The sequence below is a fragment of the Sciscionella marina DSM 45152 genome (assembly GCF_000379465.1).
Taxonomy (GTDB): Bacteria; Actinomycetota; Actinomycetes; order Mycobacteriales; family Pseudonocardiaceae; genus Sciscionella; species Sciscionella marina.
Genome location: NZ_KB905390.1, coordinates 1 through 15,093 on the forward strand (window position 1 = coordinate 1; position 15,093 = coordinate 15,093).

Annotated in this window: 12 protein-coding genes and 1 rRNA gene; 8 read left to right on the forward strand and 5 right to left on the reverse strand. The window is 66.2% G+C overall.

What is annotated here, in order from left to right:
• The first annotated feature begins 146 nt into the window (after positions 1-146).
• The 4 genes from rrf to A37U_RS0115585 all read left to right on the forward strand — a co-directional run bounded on the left by rrf (position 147) and on the right by A37U_RS0115585 (position 5,446).
• Positions 147-264, forward strand: a 5S ribosomal RNA gene (gene rrf, locus A37U_RS0115570).
• Positions 265-521: 257 nt separating this feature from the next.
• A complete protein-coding gene (locus tag A37U_RS0115575) occupies positions 522-1,271 on the forward strand; it encodes a type 1 glutamine amidotransferase (RefSeq protein ID WP_026197260.1) in 750 nt (249 codons plus the stop codon).
• A 40-nt stretch (positions 1,272-1,311) separates the two neighbouring features.
• Complete coding sequence (locus tag A37U_RS0115580; RefSeq protein ID WP_020497576.1) at positions 1,312-2,472, forward strand: inorganic phosphate transporter; 1,161 nt, start codon at positions 1,312-1,314, stop codon at positions 2,470-2,472.
• Between the two features lie 22 nt (positions 2,473-2,494).
• The gene (locus tag A37U_RS0115585; protein ID WP_026197261.1) at positions 2,495-5,446 is read left to right on the forward strand and encodes a bifunctional [glutamine synthetase] adenylyltransferase/[glutamine synthetase]-adenylyl-L-tyrosine phosphorylase; all 2,952 of its coding nucleotides are present in this window, start codon (positions 2,495-2,497) and stop codon (positions 5,444-5,446) included.
• A 3-nt stretch (positions 5,447-5,449) separates the two neighbouring features.
• Here the strand turns inward: A37U_RS0115585 and A37U_RS0115590 are convergent, their stop codons facing one another.
• Positions 5,450-6,256 (reverse strand): oxygenase MpaB family protein, encoded by an 807-nt coding sequence (locus A37U_RS0115590; RefSeq protein WP_020497578.1) that lies wholly within the window; start codon positions 6,254-6,256, stop codon positions 5,450-5,452.
• Between the two features lie 50 nt (positions 6,257-6,306).
• On the opposite strand from A37U_RS0115590, the gene A37U_RS0115595 reads away from it, so the two are divergent.
• From A37U_RS0115595 to A37U_RS0115605, 3 genes are all read left to right on the forward strand, one after another.
• On the forward strand, positions 6,307-6,951 hold the full coding sequence (locus A37U_RS0115595) for a TetR/AcrR family transcriptional regulator (RefSeq protein ID WP_020497579.1): 645 nt from the start codon (positions 6,307-6,309) through the stop codon (positions 6,949-6,951).
• Positions 6,944-7,501 (forward strand): sugar O-acetyltransferase, encoded by a 558-nt coding sequence (locus tag A37U_RS0115600; RefSeq protein WP_020497580.1) that lies wholly within the window; start codon positions 6,944-6,946, stop codon positions 7,499-7,501. The genes A37U_RS0115595 and A37U_RS0115600 overlap by 8 nt, the downstream gene beginning before the upstream one ends.
• A 114-nt stretch (positions 7,502-7,615) precedes the next feature.
• Positions 7,616-7,882, forward strand: a complete 267-nt coding sequence (locus tag A37U_RS0115605; protein WP_020497581.1) for a hypothetical protein — start codon at positions 7,616-7,618, stop codon at positions 7,880-7,882.
• Positions 7,883-7,890: 8 nt separating this feature from the next.
• Here A37U_RS0115605 and A37U_RS0115610 read toward each other — a convergent pair whose 3' ends face one another.
• Positions 7,891-8,196: a bacteriocin fulvocin C-related protein gene (locus A37U_RS0115610; protein WP_020497582.1), complete on the reverse strand. Its 306-nt coding sequence runs from the start codon at positions 8,194-8,196 to the stop codon at positions 7,891-7,893.
• A gap of 18 nt (positions 8,197-8,214) precedes the next feature.
• Between A37U_RS0115610 and A37U_RS0115615 the strand changes: the two genes are divergently transcribed.
• A complete protein-coding gene (locus tag A37U_RS0115615; protein WP_020497583.1) occupies positions 8,215-9,624 on the forward strand; it encodes a chloride channel protein in 1,410 nt (469 codons plus the stop codon).
• Positions 9,625-9,905: 281 nt separating this feature from the next.
• Here the strand turns inward: A37U_RS0115615 and A37U_RS49705 are convergent, their stop codons facing one another.
• Genes A37U_RS49705 through A37U_RS51530 form a run of 3 tightly spaced genes read right to left on the reverse strand, consistent with a single transcriptional unit; the run spans position 9,906 to position 15,063 of the window.
• A complete protein-coding gene (locus A37U_RS49705) occupies positions 9,906-12,848 on the reverse strand; it encodes a DEAD/DEAH box helicase (RefSeq protein WP_083933544.1) in 2,943 nt (980 codons plus the stop codon).
• Positions 12,849-12,862: 14 nt separating this feature from the next.
• On the reverse strand, positions 12,863-13,636 hold the full coding sequence (locus A37U_RS0115635) for an ESX secretion-associated protein EspG (RefSeq protein WP_020497587.1): 774 nt from the start codon (positions 13,634-13,636) through the stop codon (positions 12,863-12,865).
• A complete protein-coding gene (locus A37U_RS51530; protein WP_157182850.1) occupies positions 13,633-15,063 on the reverse strand; it encodes a hypothetical protein in 1,431 nt (476 codons plus the stop codon). Before A37U_RS51530 ends, A37U_RS0115635 begins: the two co-directional genes overlap by 4 nt.
• Positions 15,064-15,093: the final 30 nt, after the last annotated feature.

Sequence of the window (15,093 nt, forward strand, 5' to 3'; positions counted from 1 at the left end):
ACCACACCAGATGCGGTGGAAACACTAAACGCGAACAAAACGTAACAAGCTCTGCCCGCAACCACTATACGATTCTGAACCAACAACCCCCCAAGACCTGCAGGTCTTGAGACAGGGTCGAAAACAAAAAAATGGTTCACGACTGTTTCGGTGGTGATAGCGGTGCGGGAAACGCCCGGCCCCATTCCGAACCCGGAAGCTAAGCCCACCAGCGCCAATGGTACTGCACCCGCCAGGGTGTGGGAGAGTAGGACACCGCCGAACACAAACTGAAAAGGCCCGGTTCAACGGATTGTCCGTTGAACCGGGCCTTTCTTATTCGTGCCTTTCGCTGTTCAAGCCTTGACGAATACACCACAGTGACCAGAGCGGCGCGGGACCGGTACAGACACCATCGGTAGTCTCCGGTCACCCACAGGCCGATGAGCAGCTCTACCTCGGGTGACGCGTGGATAACGCCTCCCCACCAAATTGGCGGCCGCCGAACGGGTCCTTGCGGTCAAGACTTACCCTGCTATTCCGTGACCCCGTTGCTGATAGTCCAGCCGGACGCGACGGACCCAGCAGGTCCGCTCGCCGACTGGCTCACCGAGGCCGGCGCAGAACTGACGGTGTGCCGGCCCTTCGCGGAGGACCAGGTTCCCGCGGATCTCGAAGGATTCTCCGGGCTGGTCGTGCTCGGTGGAGCCATGGGTGCGCTGGACGATGAACAGTATCCGTGGCTGGCGAAGGTACGCGCACTCCTGTCCTCGGCGGTGGCGAACCGGGTGCCGACGCTGGCGATCTGTCTCGGCGCCCAGCTGCTGGCGGTGGCCACCGGCGGTCGTGTCCGAGAGATGCCGGAAGGAGCGGAGTCGGGTCCCTCACTGGTGGCGAAGCGGGACGCGGCCAATCAGGACCCGCTCTGGGCGGAGCTGCCGTTCACCCCGGACGTGATCCAGTTCCACCGGGACGAGATCACCGCACTGCCCGGTTCGGCGCAGCTGCTCGCCGCGGCACCACGGTGTACGAACCAGGCGTTCCGGGTCGGGCAGTCGGGATACGCGACCCAGTTCCACATCGAGACCACCCCGCGGATCGTGCTCGACTGGGCAGCAGAGGCTCCGGAGGGTGCGGCCGCGGCGCGGGCGGGGACGCTGGACCCAGAATACCTTGCCACGGTGCACGAATATCTGACCGAGACCTGGCGGCCGTTCGCCGCCCGATTCGTCCGACTGGCCGCAGGCGAGCTCGAGCCCGCCTCTTCACGGATATCGATTCCGCTGGTATGACTTTCCGTGCACAGTCCATAACAGTCGGACGGAGGTCCGCATGGACTACTCGCTGATCATCATCGTCGTGATCACGGCGCTCGCCTTCGATTTCACCAATGGCTTTCACGATACGGCGAATGCCATGGCGACCTCGATCGCGACGGGGGCGCTGCGACCGAAGTTCGCGGTGGGCCTTTCCGCGGTGCTCAATCTCGTCGGGGCGTTCCTTTCGGTCGAGGTGGCGCGCACGATCTCCTCCGGGATCGTCGCCGAACGGGTCGTGACCCCGAATGTGGTGTTCGGTGCGCTTGTCGGCGCGATCCTGTGGAACCTGGTCACCTGGTACTTCGGGTTGCCCTCGAGCTCCTCGCACGCGCTGTTCGGCGGGCTGATCGGGGCGGCCTGGGTCGCGGCGGGCACCGGGGCGGTGCACTTCGGCGCGATCGTGGAGAAGATCCTGCTCCCCGCGCTCGCCGCTCCGGTCGTTGCCGGTCTGGCCACGGTGTGCGGAACCGCTCTGGTGTACCGGATGACCCGCGGAGTGAGCGGGAATGTGCGCACCCGCGGGTACCGCTGGGGACAGATCGCCTCGGCCTCGCTGGTCTCCCTCGCGCATGGCACCAACGACGCGCAGAAGACGATGGGGGTGATCACGCTGACGCTGGTGTCGATGAACGCGCTCCCCACCGGTGCGGCGCCGCCCACCTGGGTGATCGTCTCGGCGGGTGCGGCGATCGCGCTCGGCACCTACCTCGGCGGCTGGCGGATCATCAAGACGGTGGGCACCGATGTCACCGATATCGAGGCACCCCAGGGTTTCGTGGCGCAGACCGGCTCCACCGCGGTGATCCTGGCTTCGGCGCACCTCGGATTCGCGCTGTCCACCACACACGTGGTCTCCGGCGGCATCGTCGGCTCCGGGGTCGCCCGCGGGGCGCGCGCGGTGCGCTGGGGCATCGTCGGCCGGATGGTCGCCGCCTGGGCGATCACGCTGCCCGCCGCGGCGCTCGTCGGTGCGCTCGCCGGTTATGTGGCCGAGCTGGGCACCGGCGGGTTCATCACGGTCGGACTGGTCGGGCTGGCGATCGCGATCCTGCTGTTCGTGCTCGCCAGGCGCAGCAAGGTCGGCGCGGACACCTTCGCGAAGGACAGCATGACCCGCACCAAGTCGAAGTCGAAGTCGAAGAAGGACGACAAGGACGTGCCGCTGGCCGCGTAGCGGCGCAGTAGTGTGGTCGGTGATGAACGAACGCAGGCGTGGGGTTCCCTCGCCGGCGCGGTTCGGGCTCACCGACGCGAGCTCGGAGACCGAGCTGCGTGCCGCGGGATGGTGGGATGACACTGGGCCGGTGCCTCCGGCGCACCCGGTGCTCACCGCGCTCGCCCGGGCAGCGGACCCCAACCTCGCGCTGCGCGCCCTCGACCGGCTGCGCACCGCGGCAGGGGACGAGTGGCCGAGGCTCTCCGAGTGGCTGACCGATTCCGCGCGGTTCCGTGGCCGGCTGTTCGGGGTGCTCGGGGCCTCGACTGCGCTCGGCGACCATCTCGTGGCCAACCCGGAGCAGTGCGCCTGGCTGCGCGCCGCGGACCCGGCCGATCCGGACGAGGTGCTCGCGAACGCCCTGCGGGACACCGCGGGCCCGGCCGCGATCGCCGCGCTGCGCTCCTGCTACCGGGGCCTGCTCGCGGGGATCGCCGCCGAGGACCTCGCAGGCACGGTGGAACCGGAGCTGCGCACCCCGAGCCTCGAGGAGACCATGGCGGCCCTCACCGGACTCGCCGAGGCGGTACTGCGGACCGCCCTGGAGCTGGCGCGCGCCGAGCACGCCGAGGCCGAACCCTGCTCGCTCGCGGTGATCGCCATGGGCAAATGCGGTGGGCGTGAACTGAACTACGTCTCCGATGTGGACGTGGTCTTCGTCGGCGAGGGTGATCTGCCCAGCGCGACCAAACTGGCCAGCACCATGATCCGGATCGCGAGCGCGGCGGCCTTCGAGGTGGACGCCGCCCTGCGGCCCGAGGGCAAGGCCGGTGCGCTGGTCCGCAGCCTCGATGGGCACATCGCCTACTACGAGAAATGGGCGCGCACCTGGGAGTTCCAGGCCCTGCTCAAGGCGCGGCCGGTGGCCGGGGACACCGAGCTCGGCCAGCGCTACCTGGACGCGGTGTACCCGATGGTCTGGCAGGCCGCGGACCGGGAGAACTTCGTGACCGATGTGCAGTCCATGCGCCGCCGCGTCGAGGAGCACATCCGGCCGGACTTCCGGGAACGGGAGATCAAGCTCGGCAGGGGCGGGCTGCGGGATGTGGAGTTCGCCGTGCAGCTGCTCGAGCTGGTGCACGGCCGCACGGACGAAGACATCCGCAGGCAGTCCACCATGGACGGGCTGCGCGCGCTCGGTGCGGGCGGTTATGTGGCCCGGACCGATGCCGCCGAGCTCGCCGAGTCCTATGCCTTCCTCCGCCTGCTCGAGCACCGGCTGCAACTGGAGAAGATGCGCCGCACGCACGTGTTCCCGGCCGAGGACGACCTCGAGGGGCTGCGCTGGCTCGCCCGTTCCGCGCGCATCACCCCGGTACGCGGCAAGGACATGCCGGCCAGCCTGCTCGCCCAGTTCCGCACGCACGCGGCCCGGATACGCAGGCTGCACGAGAAGCTGTTCTACCGGCCGCTGCTGGATGCCGTTTCCCGGGTGCCGACCGAAGACCTGCGGCTGACCACCGACCAGGCCGTGCGCAGGCTCGCGGCACTCGGCTTCGCCGCACCGGACGGCGCGCTGCAGCACATCAACGCGCTCACTTCCGGGGTCTCCCGGCGCTCCTCGATCCAGTCCACTCTGCTTCCCGCGCTGCTCGGCATGTTCGCGGACACCCCGGACCCGGACGGCGGGCTGCTCGCCTACCGCAAGGTCTCCGATGCGCTCGCCGAAACCCCGTGGTACCTGCGCTTCCTGCGAGACGAAGGCACCGTCGCGCAGCGGTTCGTCTACCTGCTCGGCACCGCGAAGCTCATCCCCGATCTCGCGGTGCGCGCCCCGGAGACCCTGCGACTGCTCGCGAACGACAGCGCGCTCGTCGCGCGCGCCCCCGAGGAAGTCACCGCGGCCATGCGCAGCGCGGTCGCCAGGCACGGGCTGCTCACCAATGCCGTCTCCGCGGCGCGTTCGCTGCGCCGCCACGAGCTGCTGCGCATCGCCTGCGCCGATCTGCTCGGCATGATCGAGACGGAGACCGTGTGTGCGGCGCTGTCCACCGTGTGGATCGCGGTGCTGCAGGCCGTGCTCTACACGGTGGACCGCGCCGAATCGGTCGCCGCCGACGGCAGGAAAGCCACGATCGCGGTGATCGGTATGGGGCGAATCGGTGGCCGGGAACTGGGCTACGGTTCGGATGCCGACGTGCTGTTCGTGTGCCGCCCGCTGGAGGGGGCCGCGGACCGGGACGCGGTCAGGTACGCCTCGCGGGTCGCCGAAACCGTGCGCAGGCTGCTGGGCTCTCCTTCGCAGGATCCGCCGCTGCAGGTGGACGCCGATCTGCGCCCGGAGGGCAAGGCGGGCCCGCTCGTGCGCACCCTTTCCGGATATCGCGGCTACTACGAGAAATGGGCGGACACGTGGGAATTCCAGGCCCTGCTGCGCGCCCGGCCCATCGCGGGCGATGAGGAACTCGGCGCGGAATTCCTCGCGATCGCCGACCGGCACCGGTACCCGGAAGACGGTATCGGTACCGCGCGGGCCACCGAGATCCGGCGGATGAAGGCGCGGGTGGAGAACGAACGCCTGCCGCGCGGCACCGATCCGTCCACCAACACCAAGCTCGGCAAGGGCGGACTGTCCGATGTGGAATGGCTGGTGCAGCTGCTCCAGCTCGAACACGCCGGCCGGGTACCGGAGCTGCGCACCCCGTCGACGATCGAGGCACTGCGTGCGGCCCAGGACGCCGGGCTCATCGAGGAGCCGGATGCCGAGGCGCTGCTCGAGGCGTGGCTGCTCGCCACCAAGGCGCGCAATGCCACCATGCTCGTGCGGGGCAAGCAAAGTGATCAGTTGCCCCGCGCCGGACGGGAACTGACCGCGGTGGCCGGCGTGTGCGGTTTCGAGAATTTCGACGATCCCGGTGAGTTCCTGGATCACTACAAACGGACGGCGCGGCACGCGCGCGAGGTTTTCGAGCGGCTGTTCTACGACGCGTGACGATCAGACAAGCTTGCGGCGCAACAGGATCCGCACCCGCATATCCCACAGATAGCCGTTGAACGGGAACCTGCGCAGGATCGGTGGAAGCGGCCGGGTGAGGGTGCCGATCAGGCCGATCAGCCGTTCGAATCGCTGCTGTTTGCGCGCGTTCCACGGCAGGCCCAGCTGCTCGCGGAACGGTTCGGGTAGAAAGCCCGTGGTGACGAACCTGTTGAAATCACCGAGCATCTTCCCGAACGGTTTCGGCATGAACTCGAACATGATCAGCTTGTACAGGTACTCCTGCACGAGTTCGTCGATCTCGATCCGCGACATCCCGTCCTGCCAGTACTTCTCGAACTCCTCGCGGTCGGCGGGCCACATCTCGGCGGGCACCTGCAGCGTGGTGCCAAGCGTCGCGGCCTCCTGGTAGATGTGCTCGGGAACCTGCACACCCTTGTTCAGGAGCCGGAAAGTGTCCTCGACACCTTTATACAGGCAGGCGGCGACCCAGAGCTGTAGTTCCCGGTCGAAGGCGTTGTAGCGCACCGGATCGCCGGGGCGGGAGTGCACATCGCGGTGCGAGGCGTTCGTAGCCTCCCGGTAGAGCCGCCGCTCCTTCTCGGTTCCGGAGATCGCGACCGAGAGATAGGTCAGCGTGGTGCGCAGTCGTTTGATCGGGTGCCGGAACAGCTGTCCGCTCTGCACCCGGCTCTCCGCGACACCGTGCCCGACGGGAAGCATCGCCAGCTGCATGATCACGTTCGCCGTTGCCCCGAGCAGGGCGGCGCCGTGCACCGTGTCCAGCAGTCTCTTCGGCTCGCGCACCTCGCACCGCCAATCTGCGAACGACCGTATGCAGATATATACTCATACCCGTGACGAGCTGTCAAGATCAGGCCCCGCTGCGCACCTACGGCGGCGTGCGCGGTTCCGAGCGCAGGTCAGCGCGCCGGGAGCGGTTCATCGATGCCGGGCTCGAACTGCTCGGCACCGGGGAGAACGCGCTCACCGTGCGCGGGGTGTGCAAGCAGGCCGGGCTCGCCGCGCGCTATTTCTACGAGAGCTTCACCGATCGCTCCGCGCTCGAGCAGGCGGTCTACGACCATGTGGTCGGGCTGGTCGCCGAATCGACCCTGGCCGCCGTCGCCGAGGCGGGGGCGGGCACCCGGGCGAAGGTCACCGCGGGCGTCGGCCGGATCATCGGGCTGATCGGGGACGATCCGCGGCTGGGCCGCCTGCTGTTCTCTACCGCGCTCGCGGGCGAATCCTTCGCGGTGCAGCGCGGCGAATCCGCCCGGTTGTTCGCCGGACTGCTCGGTCAGCAGGCGCGCGAACACTACGGCGAGCAGGAAAGCGCCGAACTCGCCGTGACGGCGCTGAATGTCGAGGCCGAGTTCGCCGTCGGCGGATTCGCGCAGGTGCTGACCGCCTGGCTGGAAGGCGGGCTGGAGCTGTCCCGCGCCGAACTCGTGGCGCACTGCACCGAGTTGTTCCTGCGGCTATCGTCGGAGCATGGGTGAGAACAAGGAACGGATGCTGCGCGGCGAGCTGTATCAGGACAAAGACCCCGAGCTGGTCGCCGAACGCAGACGGTGCCAGGAACTGCTCGACGAGTTCAATGCCACCCGCGCGGGTCAGGAAAATGAACGCGAGGCGATTCTGCGCAAACTGCTCGGCGGACTCGGTGAGGGTTCCTGGATCATGCCGCGTTTCCAGTGCGACTACGGATCGCTGATCACCATGGGGCGCAACAGTTTCCTCAACTACGACTGCATCCTGATGGACGGTGCGCCGATCACCATCGGCGACGACTGTTCGATCGGCCCGCGCACCCAGCTGGTGACCGCGCTGCATCCGGTATCCGATCACGAGATGCGCCGGAATCGTTGGGAGACAACGGCTCCGATCAGCATCGGGGACAACGCCTGGTTCGGCGCCGCGGTGATCGTCTGCCCCGGGGTGAGTATCGGATCGAACACCGTGATCGGCGCGGGAAGCGTTGTCACCAAAGACATTCCCGATGCGGTGTTCGCCGCGGGAAATCCGGCGCGGATCATCCGGGAGCTCTAGAATGGCACCGGTTCTCGTATGGATCAACGGCCCGTTCGGTGGCGGGAAAACCCAGACGGCCTTCGAACTGCACCGGCGGTTGTCCGGAAGTATGGTCAGCGAATCATCGTGCCCATGACGCTCATGGTGGGGGACTACTTCGAGGAGATCATCGGCAAACTGCGCGCCGACCCCTGGGCGCTTTCCCAGGTCGACCGTTGTCGGGATGCTTTGGGGGACAAGCGGTTCGCCGAACACCTGCACATCGATGAGCTGTCGATCCCACAGGTCGCGGAACGGTTCGCTGCCGGGATCGGGCGGACCCTGTTACCCGCGGCCGGGCCACTGCGAAACCTGGTCGAACGGGCCAAGACCGGGATCCGGCCCATCCGGTCAGGCTGAAACCGGCGTCATTCCTCGGGACCGAGCGTGGCGAACAGCCTGCGTGCTTCGTCGAAGCCGAACGCGTCGCGGGCCTGTTCGCCGAGTTCGCGGATCGCCACCGGATCCTTGATGCCGTGGAAGAGCCGCATCGCCGCCTCGATGATCTGCTCCTGCCGGGTGGACAGTTCGTGCGCGTGCGCCTCGCGGTAGCGCCGGAACTGTTCCATCCACAGCGCGTCCTGTTCGTGTTCGGTGAGGCTGCCGTACCACTGCCGCCGCTGCTCCAGCGAGCCTGCCGTGAACTCGTCATAGCTTCGAGGTGGCTGTTCCATGGGGGCAGCGTAATCGCGGTGGCGATCCCGGTCACTGTGATCGCCGGACATGGCGCGCACCGTTCCCGGAGCCAGGGGCTGACCAGGCAGAACGCCGACACCCCACGGTTGCTCGGCTTCCGGCTCCCGCTCCCCGCCGGTGGCAGAATGCCCGGCGTGCGCAGCGGAGAACAGCAGAGTTCGGGGCTCGTCCGGCTCGCCGTCGTCACGGTGCTCGTGGGGCTCGGCGCCGGTGTGGGCGGGACCTGTCTCGCCCTGCTGCTGCACGCCCTGCAGCACCTGGCCTACGGGTATGTGGGCGGTTCCTTCACCGCGGGCGTGACCTCGGCCGCCTGGCCGCGCAGGCTCATCGTCATGGCGATCGCCGGGCTCATCGCGGGGTTCGGCTGGTGGGCCGTGTACCGGTTCGGCCGTCCGCTGATCAGCATCGCCAAGGCCGTGCGCAGCGAGGACCCGCGCATGCCCATGCTCACCACGACTTGCCATGCACTGCTGCAGATCGTGACCGTCGCGCTCGGTTCGCCGCTCGGCAGGGAGGTCGCACCACGCGAGATCGGGGCGATGTTCGCCGGCTGGCTCACCCGCAGGGCCCGGCTGACCGCCCGGGAATGCCAGATCCTCGTCGCCTGCGGTGCGGGTGCCGGGCTCGCCGCCGTCTACAACGTGCCCGTCGGCGGGGCCGTGTTCACCCTCGAGGTGCTGCTCGGAACCTGGTCGGTGCGCGCCGTGCTGCCCGCCGTCGTGACCTCCGTGCTCGCCACCGTGATCTCCTGGATCGGGCTCCCCGACACCCCGCAGTACCATCTGCCAGACCTGACCGTCGGCACCTCGCTGGCCATCTGGTCGGTCATCATCGGCCCGATCACCGGCGTGGTCGCCCACGGATTCGCCAAGCTCGCCGCGCGGGCGCGGAAAAGCGCGCCACACGGCAGACTCATCATGCTGCTCGCCCCGCTCGCCTTCCTCATCGCCGGTGCCCTGTCCATCGCCTTCCCAGAGCTGCTCGGCAACGGCAAAGGGCCAGTGCAGCTCGCCTTCGACAGCCGGCCCATCCTCGGAGTCGCGGTCGGACTGCTGGTGTTCCGCATCGTCATCGTCGCCCTGTGCCTGCGCGGCGGAGCCGAAGGCGGACTGCTCACGCCATCACTGGCCAACGGCGCGCTCATGGGCGTCGTGCTCGGCGGAATCTGGGCCGCGATGTGGCCCGGCCTGTCCATCGGATCCTGCGCCATCGTCGGCGCCACGGCATTCCTGGCCACATCCCAGCGGATGCCCATCACCGCGGTCGTGCTCACCGTCGAATTCACCAACGCGCCACACCAGCTGCTCGTGCCCATCCTGCTCGCCGTGGCAGGAGCCGCCGCGACCGGTCACCTGTGCGAGCGCCTCGCGACCGCCCGGGAGAACGCCGCGGTGAAAACGGGCTGACATCTCCTGGTGGACGGGATTCCAGCTTGTGCTCTGACGAATTCCCGGTTGAACGGACGCGGCGATGTGCTCGAGGACTACATGTAGAACAGCTCGTAGCGATCCGCGTAACCGCCGTCATCATCAGGCGGTAGGTAGCGGTCGAGTTTGAGAACGGTTTCCCCGCTTAGAGGCCCTAATAGATTGAGTTGCTTTTGAGTCGGTGCCGGTCTCTGTCAGGAACCCTTAGTGGCTGAATTTCGACCTGTCCCGCGATTGTCCGGGAGCCGCAGACTGTGGTCTCATGGGTTGCCTCGTAGCATCGGCGGGATCCAGTTCATGCCGGCTGATTCTAGTTGCCTGATTTGTTGCGCAGTGAGCTTCCCTTTGCGGTACCTAGCGCGAAGGTCGCGGACCCAGATCCCCAATTGAAGTCCATCTGATGTGCGATACGGCGGCGGGACATCGAGGTTACCGTGTAGCTCCCGATACTGGCGGCAGGCTTCAATACGGCGCTCCCACTGGTTCCCGCGAGGTTCCCAGATCATGCCGATTTCATCGAGCGCGGTGACCAGCTCGTCCGGAAGCTTACCTTTCCGATAGCGGTTACGGCGTTCCTGAAGCCAGGATCCAAGGGGGTATCCGTTTTCGGTGCGGTAGCCAGACGGAATATCGAGGTGGCCGTGCTTTTCGAAGAAGCATCGAGCGGCATTGAGACCGCGATCTCGCTGCACCGTGCTGTCCCACTGCATGCCGAGTTCTTCGAGCGCGGCAATACGTTCGGGTTCGAGCTCGCCCGTCTGGTAGCGGTGGCGTTGATGCGCGATCCAGCTCTGAAGTAAGAGACCGTCTTCTCGATGTTTCGGACCCGGCATGAGGTGGCCGGTTCGACGGTGGTAATTACGGGCGGCTTCCAAGCCTTCTTCCCAGGGGATATCAACTCCTAACCAATCGAATCCCAGTTCATCGAGAATGGCCTGTTGCTGAGCCGAGAGCTTGCCCGCGCGTCGCTGTTGTCGTTGGGCTGAGATCCACCTGGCCAATCGAACCCCGTCTTCAATATGGCCACGTGGTACGTTCACGTGTCCGTGGCGGGCGTGGAATGCGCGCGCGGCCGCAAGATTGCGATCCCACGGGGTATCAGGACGAGACCAACTTGGATCGAGTTCGTCTAAGGCGTCCCCAACAGCTGGCAGCAGTATTCCGTTGTTTCGCTCTTCACGCCAACGACGCAACCATGTTCGTAACGGAATTCCATGTTCACGGTGGGCGCGGGGAATCTCCTTGAGACTGCCGACATGCTTGTAGTAATCGTGGACGGCCGCAATGACCCGGGCCTGTTTCGGGTGCATCCACAACGGATCAATTGCGTCAAGCTCGTGTACCTGCTCACGGGGGAGCTTGCCGCGTTCATTTTCGTACCGCTTCGATGCCAGCCAATGTCCGAGGTTCGGGAACTCCGGAACACCTTCATTCGGCCGTACTCCGGCGTGGCCATGCTCGAGTCGGTAGGCGTGCAGCACGGCGGTTTTCTCTGCGCGGCGCTCTTCGTCGACGTCCCATCGCACACCGAGCTCGTCGAGTAGTTCTCTCCGTTCTGCGGGCAATTGGCCCTGCCGACGCAGTGCGCGCTGGCGGCTCAACCATTTGCCAAGTCGATAGCCCGAGCGAGTACGGTATCCGATCTTGGCATCGAGTTGCCCGTACTGGGCGTAGTACTCGCGCGCCGCAGCAAGCCCGCCCCACCACGGTGGCGATGCGGAGCGCACCAACCGTACCGACAGTGTCTCGGCGAGGTTCCCCGTCTGGTATTCGTCGGGAAGACTGATCAGGATTCTGCTTGGTAGCTGCGGTTCCTCCGATGAATAGCGGGTGCGACTGCGATCGAGTTCCGCGGCCAGGGTGTCGTCGTGCGCGCGAAGTGCCCGTACGACCTCCCACAGCGCCTCGTATTCACCGGGATCCCCGACATCGGTCAACGCGTGCGGGTCGTCGGGCAACAGGATCGGTACCAGGATCGTCGCGGTACCGTGTCCTTCAGGATTGCGGCGCAGTGCTCGGCCAACCGCTTGCACGATATCGACGGTGGAACGTTTCGCATGCGCGAACACCACAGCGTCAACCGCGGGTATATCGACACCCTCGGAGAGGCACCGCGCGTTGGCAACCACGGTCCACCCATCGGCTGGCGGATGGCGAAGCTGTTGCATGACCAACTCGCGTTGGCGCACGTTCATTCGTCCTGAGACGTGGTGAGCTCGGAGTTCGCCCGCGGGTCGTGTCCCGTCCGGAGCTTGATCAAGCGTGCGTTGCATCGAACGGGCGAACTCGGCCGCTTCATCGATGCGCGGACAGAATGTGATCACCCTCCGCAGACTCCACCTGCGAGCCGCCTGTGCAAGGGCGAGCTGCACCAGTGTGGTGCGGATCCGCGGCAGTCTCGGATCCAACACTGCGTCCGGATCAGTTCGTCGCAGCATGGCCAGCACATCCGGTCGTGCTACGCCGATGACTGCCAACCGATAATCATCCAGCCATCCCTCGTCGATGGCCTGGGAGAACCGGTAGTCGAAGCAGACCGCCCCGAACACGTCCGAATCGTCCATCGAGAACACGGCTTCATCCCCGTCCTGTTCGGACGAGTCGGAGGCCTGGTCGGTGAGCATCCTCGGTGTTGCGGTCACGTACAAGCGCCGCGCCGCAGGGAGTTGGGTGTCGTCGTGCACGAGCGCGACGTGTTTGCGGCTGCCCGCGGTGTGGTGCGCCTCGTCAACGGCGAGTAGGTCCGGGCGGCAGCCCACCAGGCTGAGACCTTCCGCGACTACCTGGGCCGATTGGTGGGTTCCGACCAGCAGGCGTCGCGTGTTCTGGTGCTTACGCAGCCAGGCCTCGACTTCGTCCGCGTTCGTCGTGACCGGGCACGGCAGGTCGCTGGTATGCACGAACGAGTCCCGCACTCCGATGTCCGAGCACACCGCCATCACCGCATGATCTGGCGCGTGCTCGGACCACACCGCCAACAGCTGAGCAACCAACGCCAGGGAAGGGCACAGCACCACCACCGTTCCCCACTGCGGGACCAGTCGATCGCTGGCGTGCACCATCACCAGCGTCTTGCCCGTCCCGCACGCCGCCCGCAACTGCCCACGACCACCACGCCGTAGCCTGGCAACGATCGCATCGACCGCTTCGACCTGGTACGGGCGTAGCCGAACGCCACCGCCTGGAGCGGAATCTTCTGCCATGCCGATGTGTCCAGCTACCGGAGGCCGTCCCGCACCTCGTACAGCCGCCCCGCGAGGTTGTCCGGTCGACCAGCACGTGCGGTGATGTACTCAGATTCTGCTGGTCCGGTCTTGTAGAACATCACTCGTCCGTATTCAGCGTGGTCGATGTAGTTCGTCAACTCTTCGCTGGCCTGTCGGCGTCCGTGCTTGTTCCGCATGGCGACGTACAGCTGCCCCTTACCAGGCGGATTGCTGCCACGGAGCAGGCGAGCCAGAAGGCCAGCATCCCCGCTGCGGTTGGCTGTTGCGGGTACCATCACGCTGCCGTTGCTTTGAGGGGAATCCCCGACGACTTCGCTCGCCGGAGCGCTCGCGGAGCGGAACGCGCCGGTTGGATACTCCGGCAACACCGAGACGAGGGCCTCTGCAGCGTAGTCCGGGGAGACCTGGTTGATCATCACGACGTCCCCGTCGAGAACCGCGAGATAGGCGTACCGGTCGTGGCAGGCGACGAACACACTGAAGGTCGTTCCGTCCTCGCGCGCTACATACCCGTAGTACTCCAACGGTGGACCAGAGAGCGCCTGGTACACCCGCTCGAGCTCGTTCGCGAACGCCTCGTCGAACGCACCTCCGCGAAACAACTCCTGGTACGCACCGACCGTTGAGCGGAGAACCTCGTCGTCGGTCGTGCCTTCGTACAAGGCGAACAACGGTGTCGGCAACTCGCCGACGTCTTCAGCGAAGTCCCAGGTCAACGCGAACGTCGAAGCAGACAAGTGTAACGGAAACTGGATCCGGCTCATTGATCCGTGGCCGTGTCGCCGATAACCGGTGGCGCGGTCGGATCCAGGTCGCCGACGATCTGGTTGCCGTGTTCCTCGTGGATCAGGTACGAGGGCGTCTCGTGCTCTTCGTCGTCCTTCTTCTTACCGCCACGTCCACCAGGAGGAACAGCGCCCGAGGAACCGCCCTTGCCTGCGGCACCAGCGCCTTTCCCAGCGGCTGTGCCTTCCGGTTCCGCGCCGAGTGCTTTGGCCGCGGTGCGGCCACCCGGCTGGGTTCGCTCGGTCGTTCCCGAGCCCTTGCCGCCGCTACCACTACCGGATTCGGGCTCCTTCAAGCTGCCGCCACGGAACGTGCCGGGCTTCGGTGTGCCGCGCAGCGTCGACCCACCGCGCCCACCAGCACCATCTGTGACCGGTGCGAACGGGGGAACTCCGCCACCTCGTGCACCGCCGGTCCCACCCGGACCGGGCGAGAACGGTTCCCCGCCACCACCTGGGAGACGCGGATCAGCGCCACCGATCGGACCAGGGGCCAACGGTCCACGACTGGGATCAGGTACCGGCCCGTTGCTCGGCGGAGGCACGTTCACCGGGCCATTCGACGGCGGAGCCTCCACACTCTGCGCCGAGGTACCGCCAGGAGTACCCACCGACGGAGTCGACCGATTCTTGCCACTCGTGGACGGGCCGCTGCCGAGATTCACCCCGCCAGAACCACCGGAGAAGTTGTAGCTCGAGGTCTGCCCACCGCTCGTTGTCGTCGGATCTGGCGAACCCGTGTCCCCCATAGGTAGCGCTTGAACCTGATTATTTGGAAGGGCCGTGCCCTGGGGGGTGGTGGCGCCCCCATATCCCTTGTATACGTGCTGGTTTGCCTGAGCCTTATTCTGGTAATCCATCGCCTTGATATCGGCGGGCATACCCACTGCCATGCTGATGGGATCCAGGCCGCCGATTCCGCCGGACGGTGGTTTGTCTGCTACGGGGACCACCTTGCTCTTCGCGTCATTAAATGAATCTACTTGTTGACCGATATGGCCGGACGCGAAACCCGAGAACTTGCCCACAGCGTCGAAGTTGTTCTGGACGTGGCTCATCGCAGCGCGGGCCCGGTCAGCGGCTCCTCCATGCCACCCGGAGTCGAGCTGCTGCTTCGCGGCGTTGATGTGCTGCGAGATTCCCCCATATGATTTGCCAGCATCACCGTACACGTCTTTAGCCGCTTCATATGTGGGCGTGCCGGGGCCGCCGTGGAAATACTCCCAGATTTCGTGCGGGTCCACTCCGCCGACCTTACCGCCCATGAAATGGACTTTCAGGTACTGGCCCGCGGTTTCAATACCTTCTCCGATATCTTCCGCGACCTCTTCGGCGGCATGCCCGATCGCTTCGCCAGCCTTCGAAAGCCCGTTACCTACCGCTGAAAGGGCGTCGCCCAGTCCCATGACTACCTCCCGCTCACCATGACGCCTAGC

What these genes read in the sequence shown, in the direction of transcription:
- A37U_RS0115580 (WP_020497576.1), top strand. Translation starts at nt 1,312, where the DNA reads ATGGACTACTCGCTGATCATCATCGTCGTGATCACGGCGCTCGCCTTC.
- A37U_RS0115585 (WP_026197261.1), top strand. Translation starts at nt 2,495, where the DNA reads ATGAACGAACGCAGGCGTGGGGTTCCCTCGCCGGCGCGGTTCGGGCTC.
- A37U_RS0115600 (WP_020497580.1), top strand. Translation starts at nt 6,944, where the DNA reads ATGGGTGAGAACAAGGAACGGATGCTGCGCGGCGAGCTGTATCAGGAC.
- A37U_RS0115605 (WP_020497581.1), top strand. Translation starts at nt 7,616, where the DNA reads ATGACGCTCATGGTGGGGGACTACTTCGAGGAGATCATCGGCAAACTG.
- A37U_RS0115610 (WP_020497582.1), bottom strand. Translation starts at nt 8,196, where the DNA reads ATGGAACAGCCACCTCGAAGCTATGACGAGTTCACGGCAGGCTCGCTG.
- A37U_RS49705 (WP_083933544.1), bottom strand. Translation starts at nt 12,848, where the DNA reads ATGGCAGAAGATTCCGCTCCAGGCGGTGGCGTTCGGCTACGCCCGTAC.
- A37U_RS0115635 (WP_020497587.1), bottom strand. Translation starts at nt 13,636, where the DNA reads ATGAGCCGGATCCAGTTTCCGTTACACTTGTCTGCTTCGACGTTCGCG.
- A37U_RS51530 (WP_157182850.1), bottom strand. Translation starts at nt 15,063, where the DNA reads ATGGGACTGGGCGACGCCCTTTCAGCGGTAGGTAACGGGCTTTCGAAG.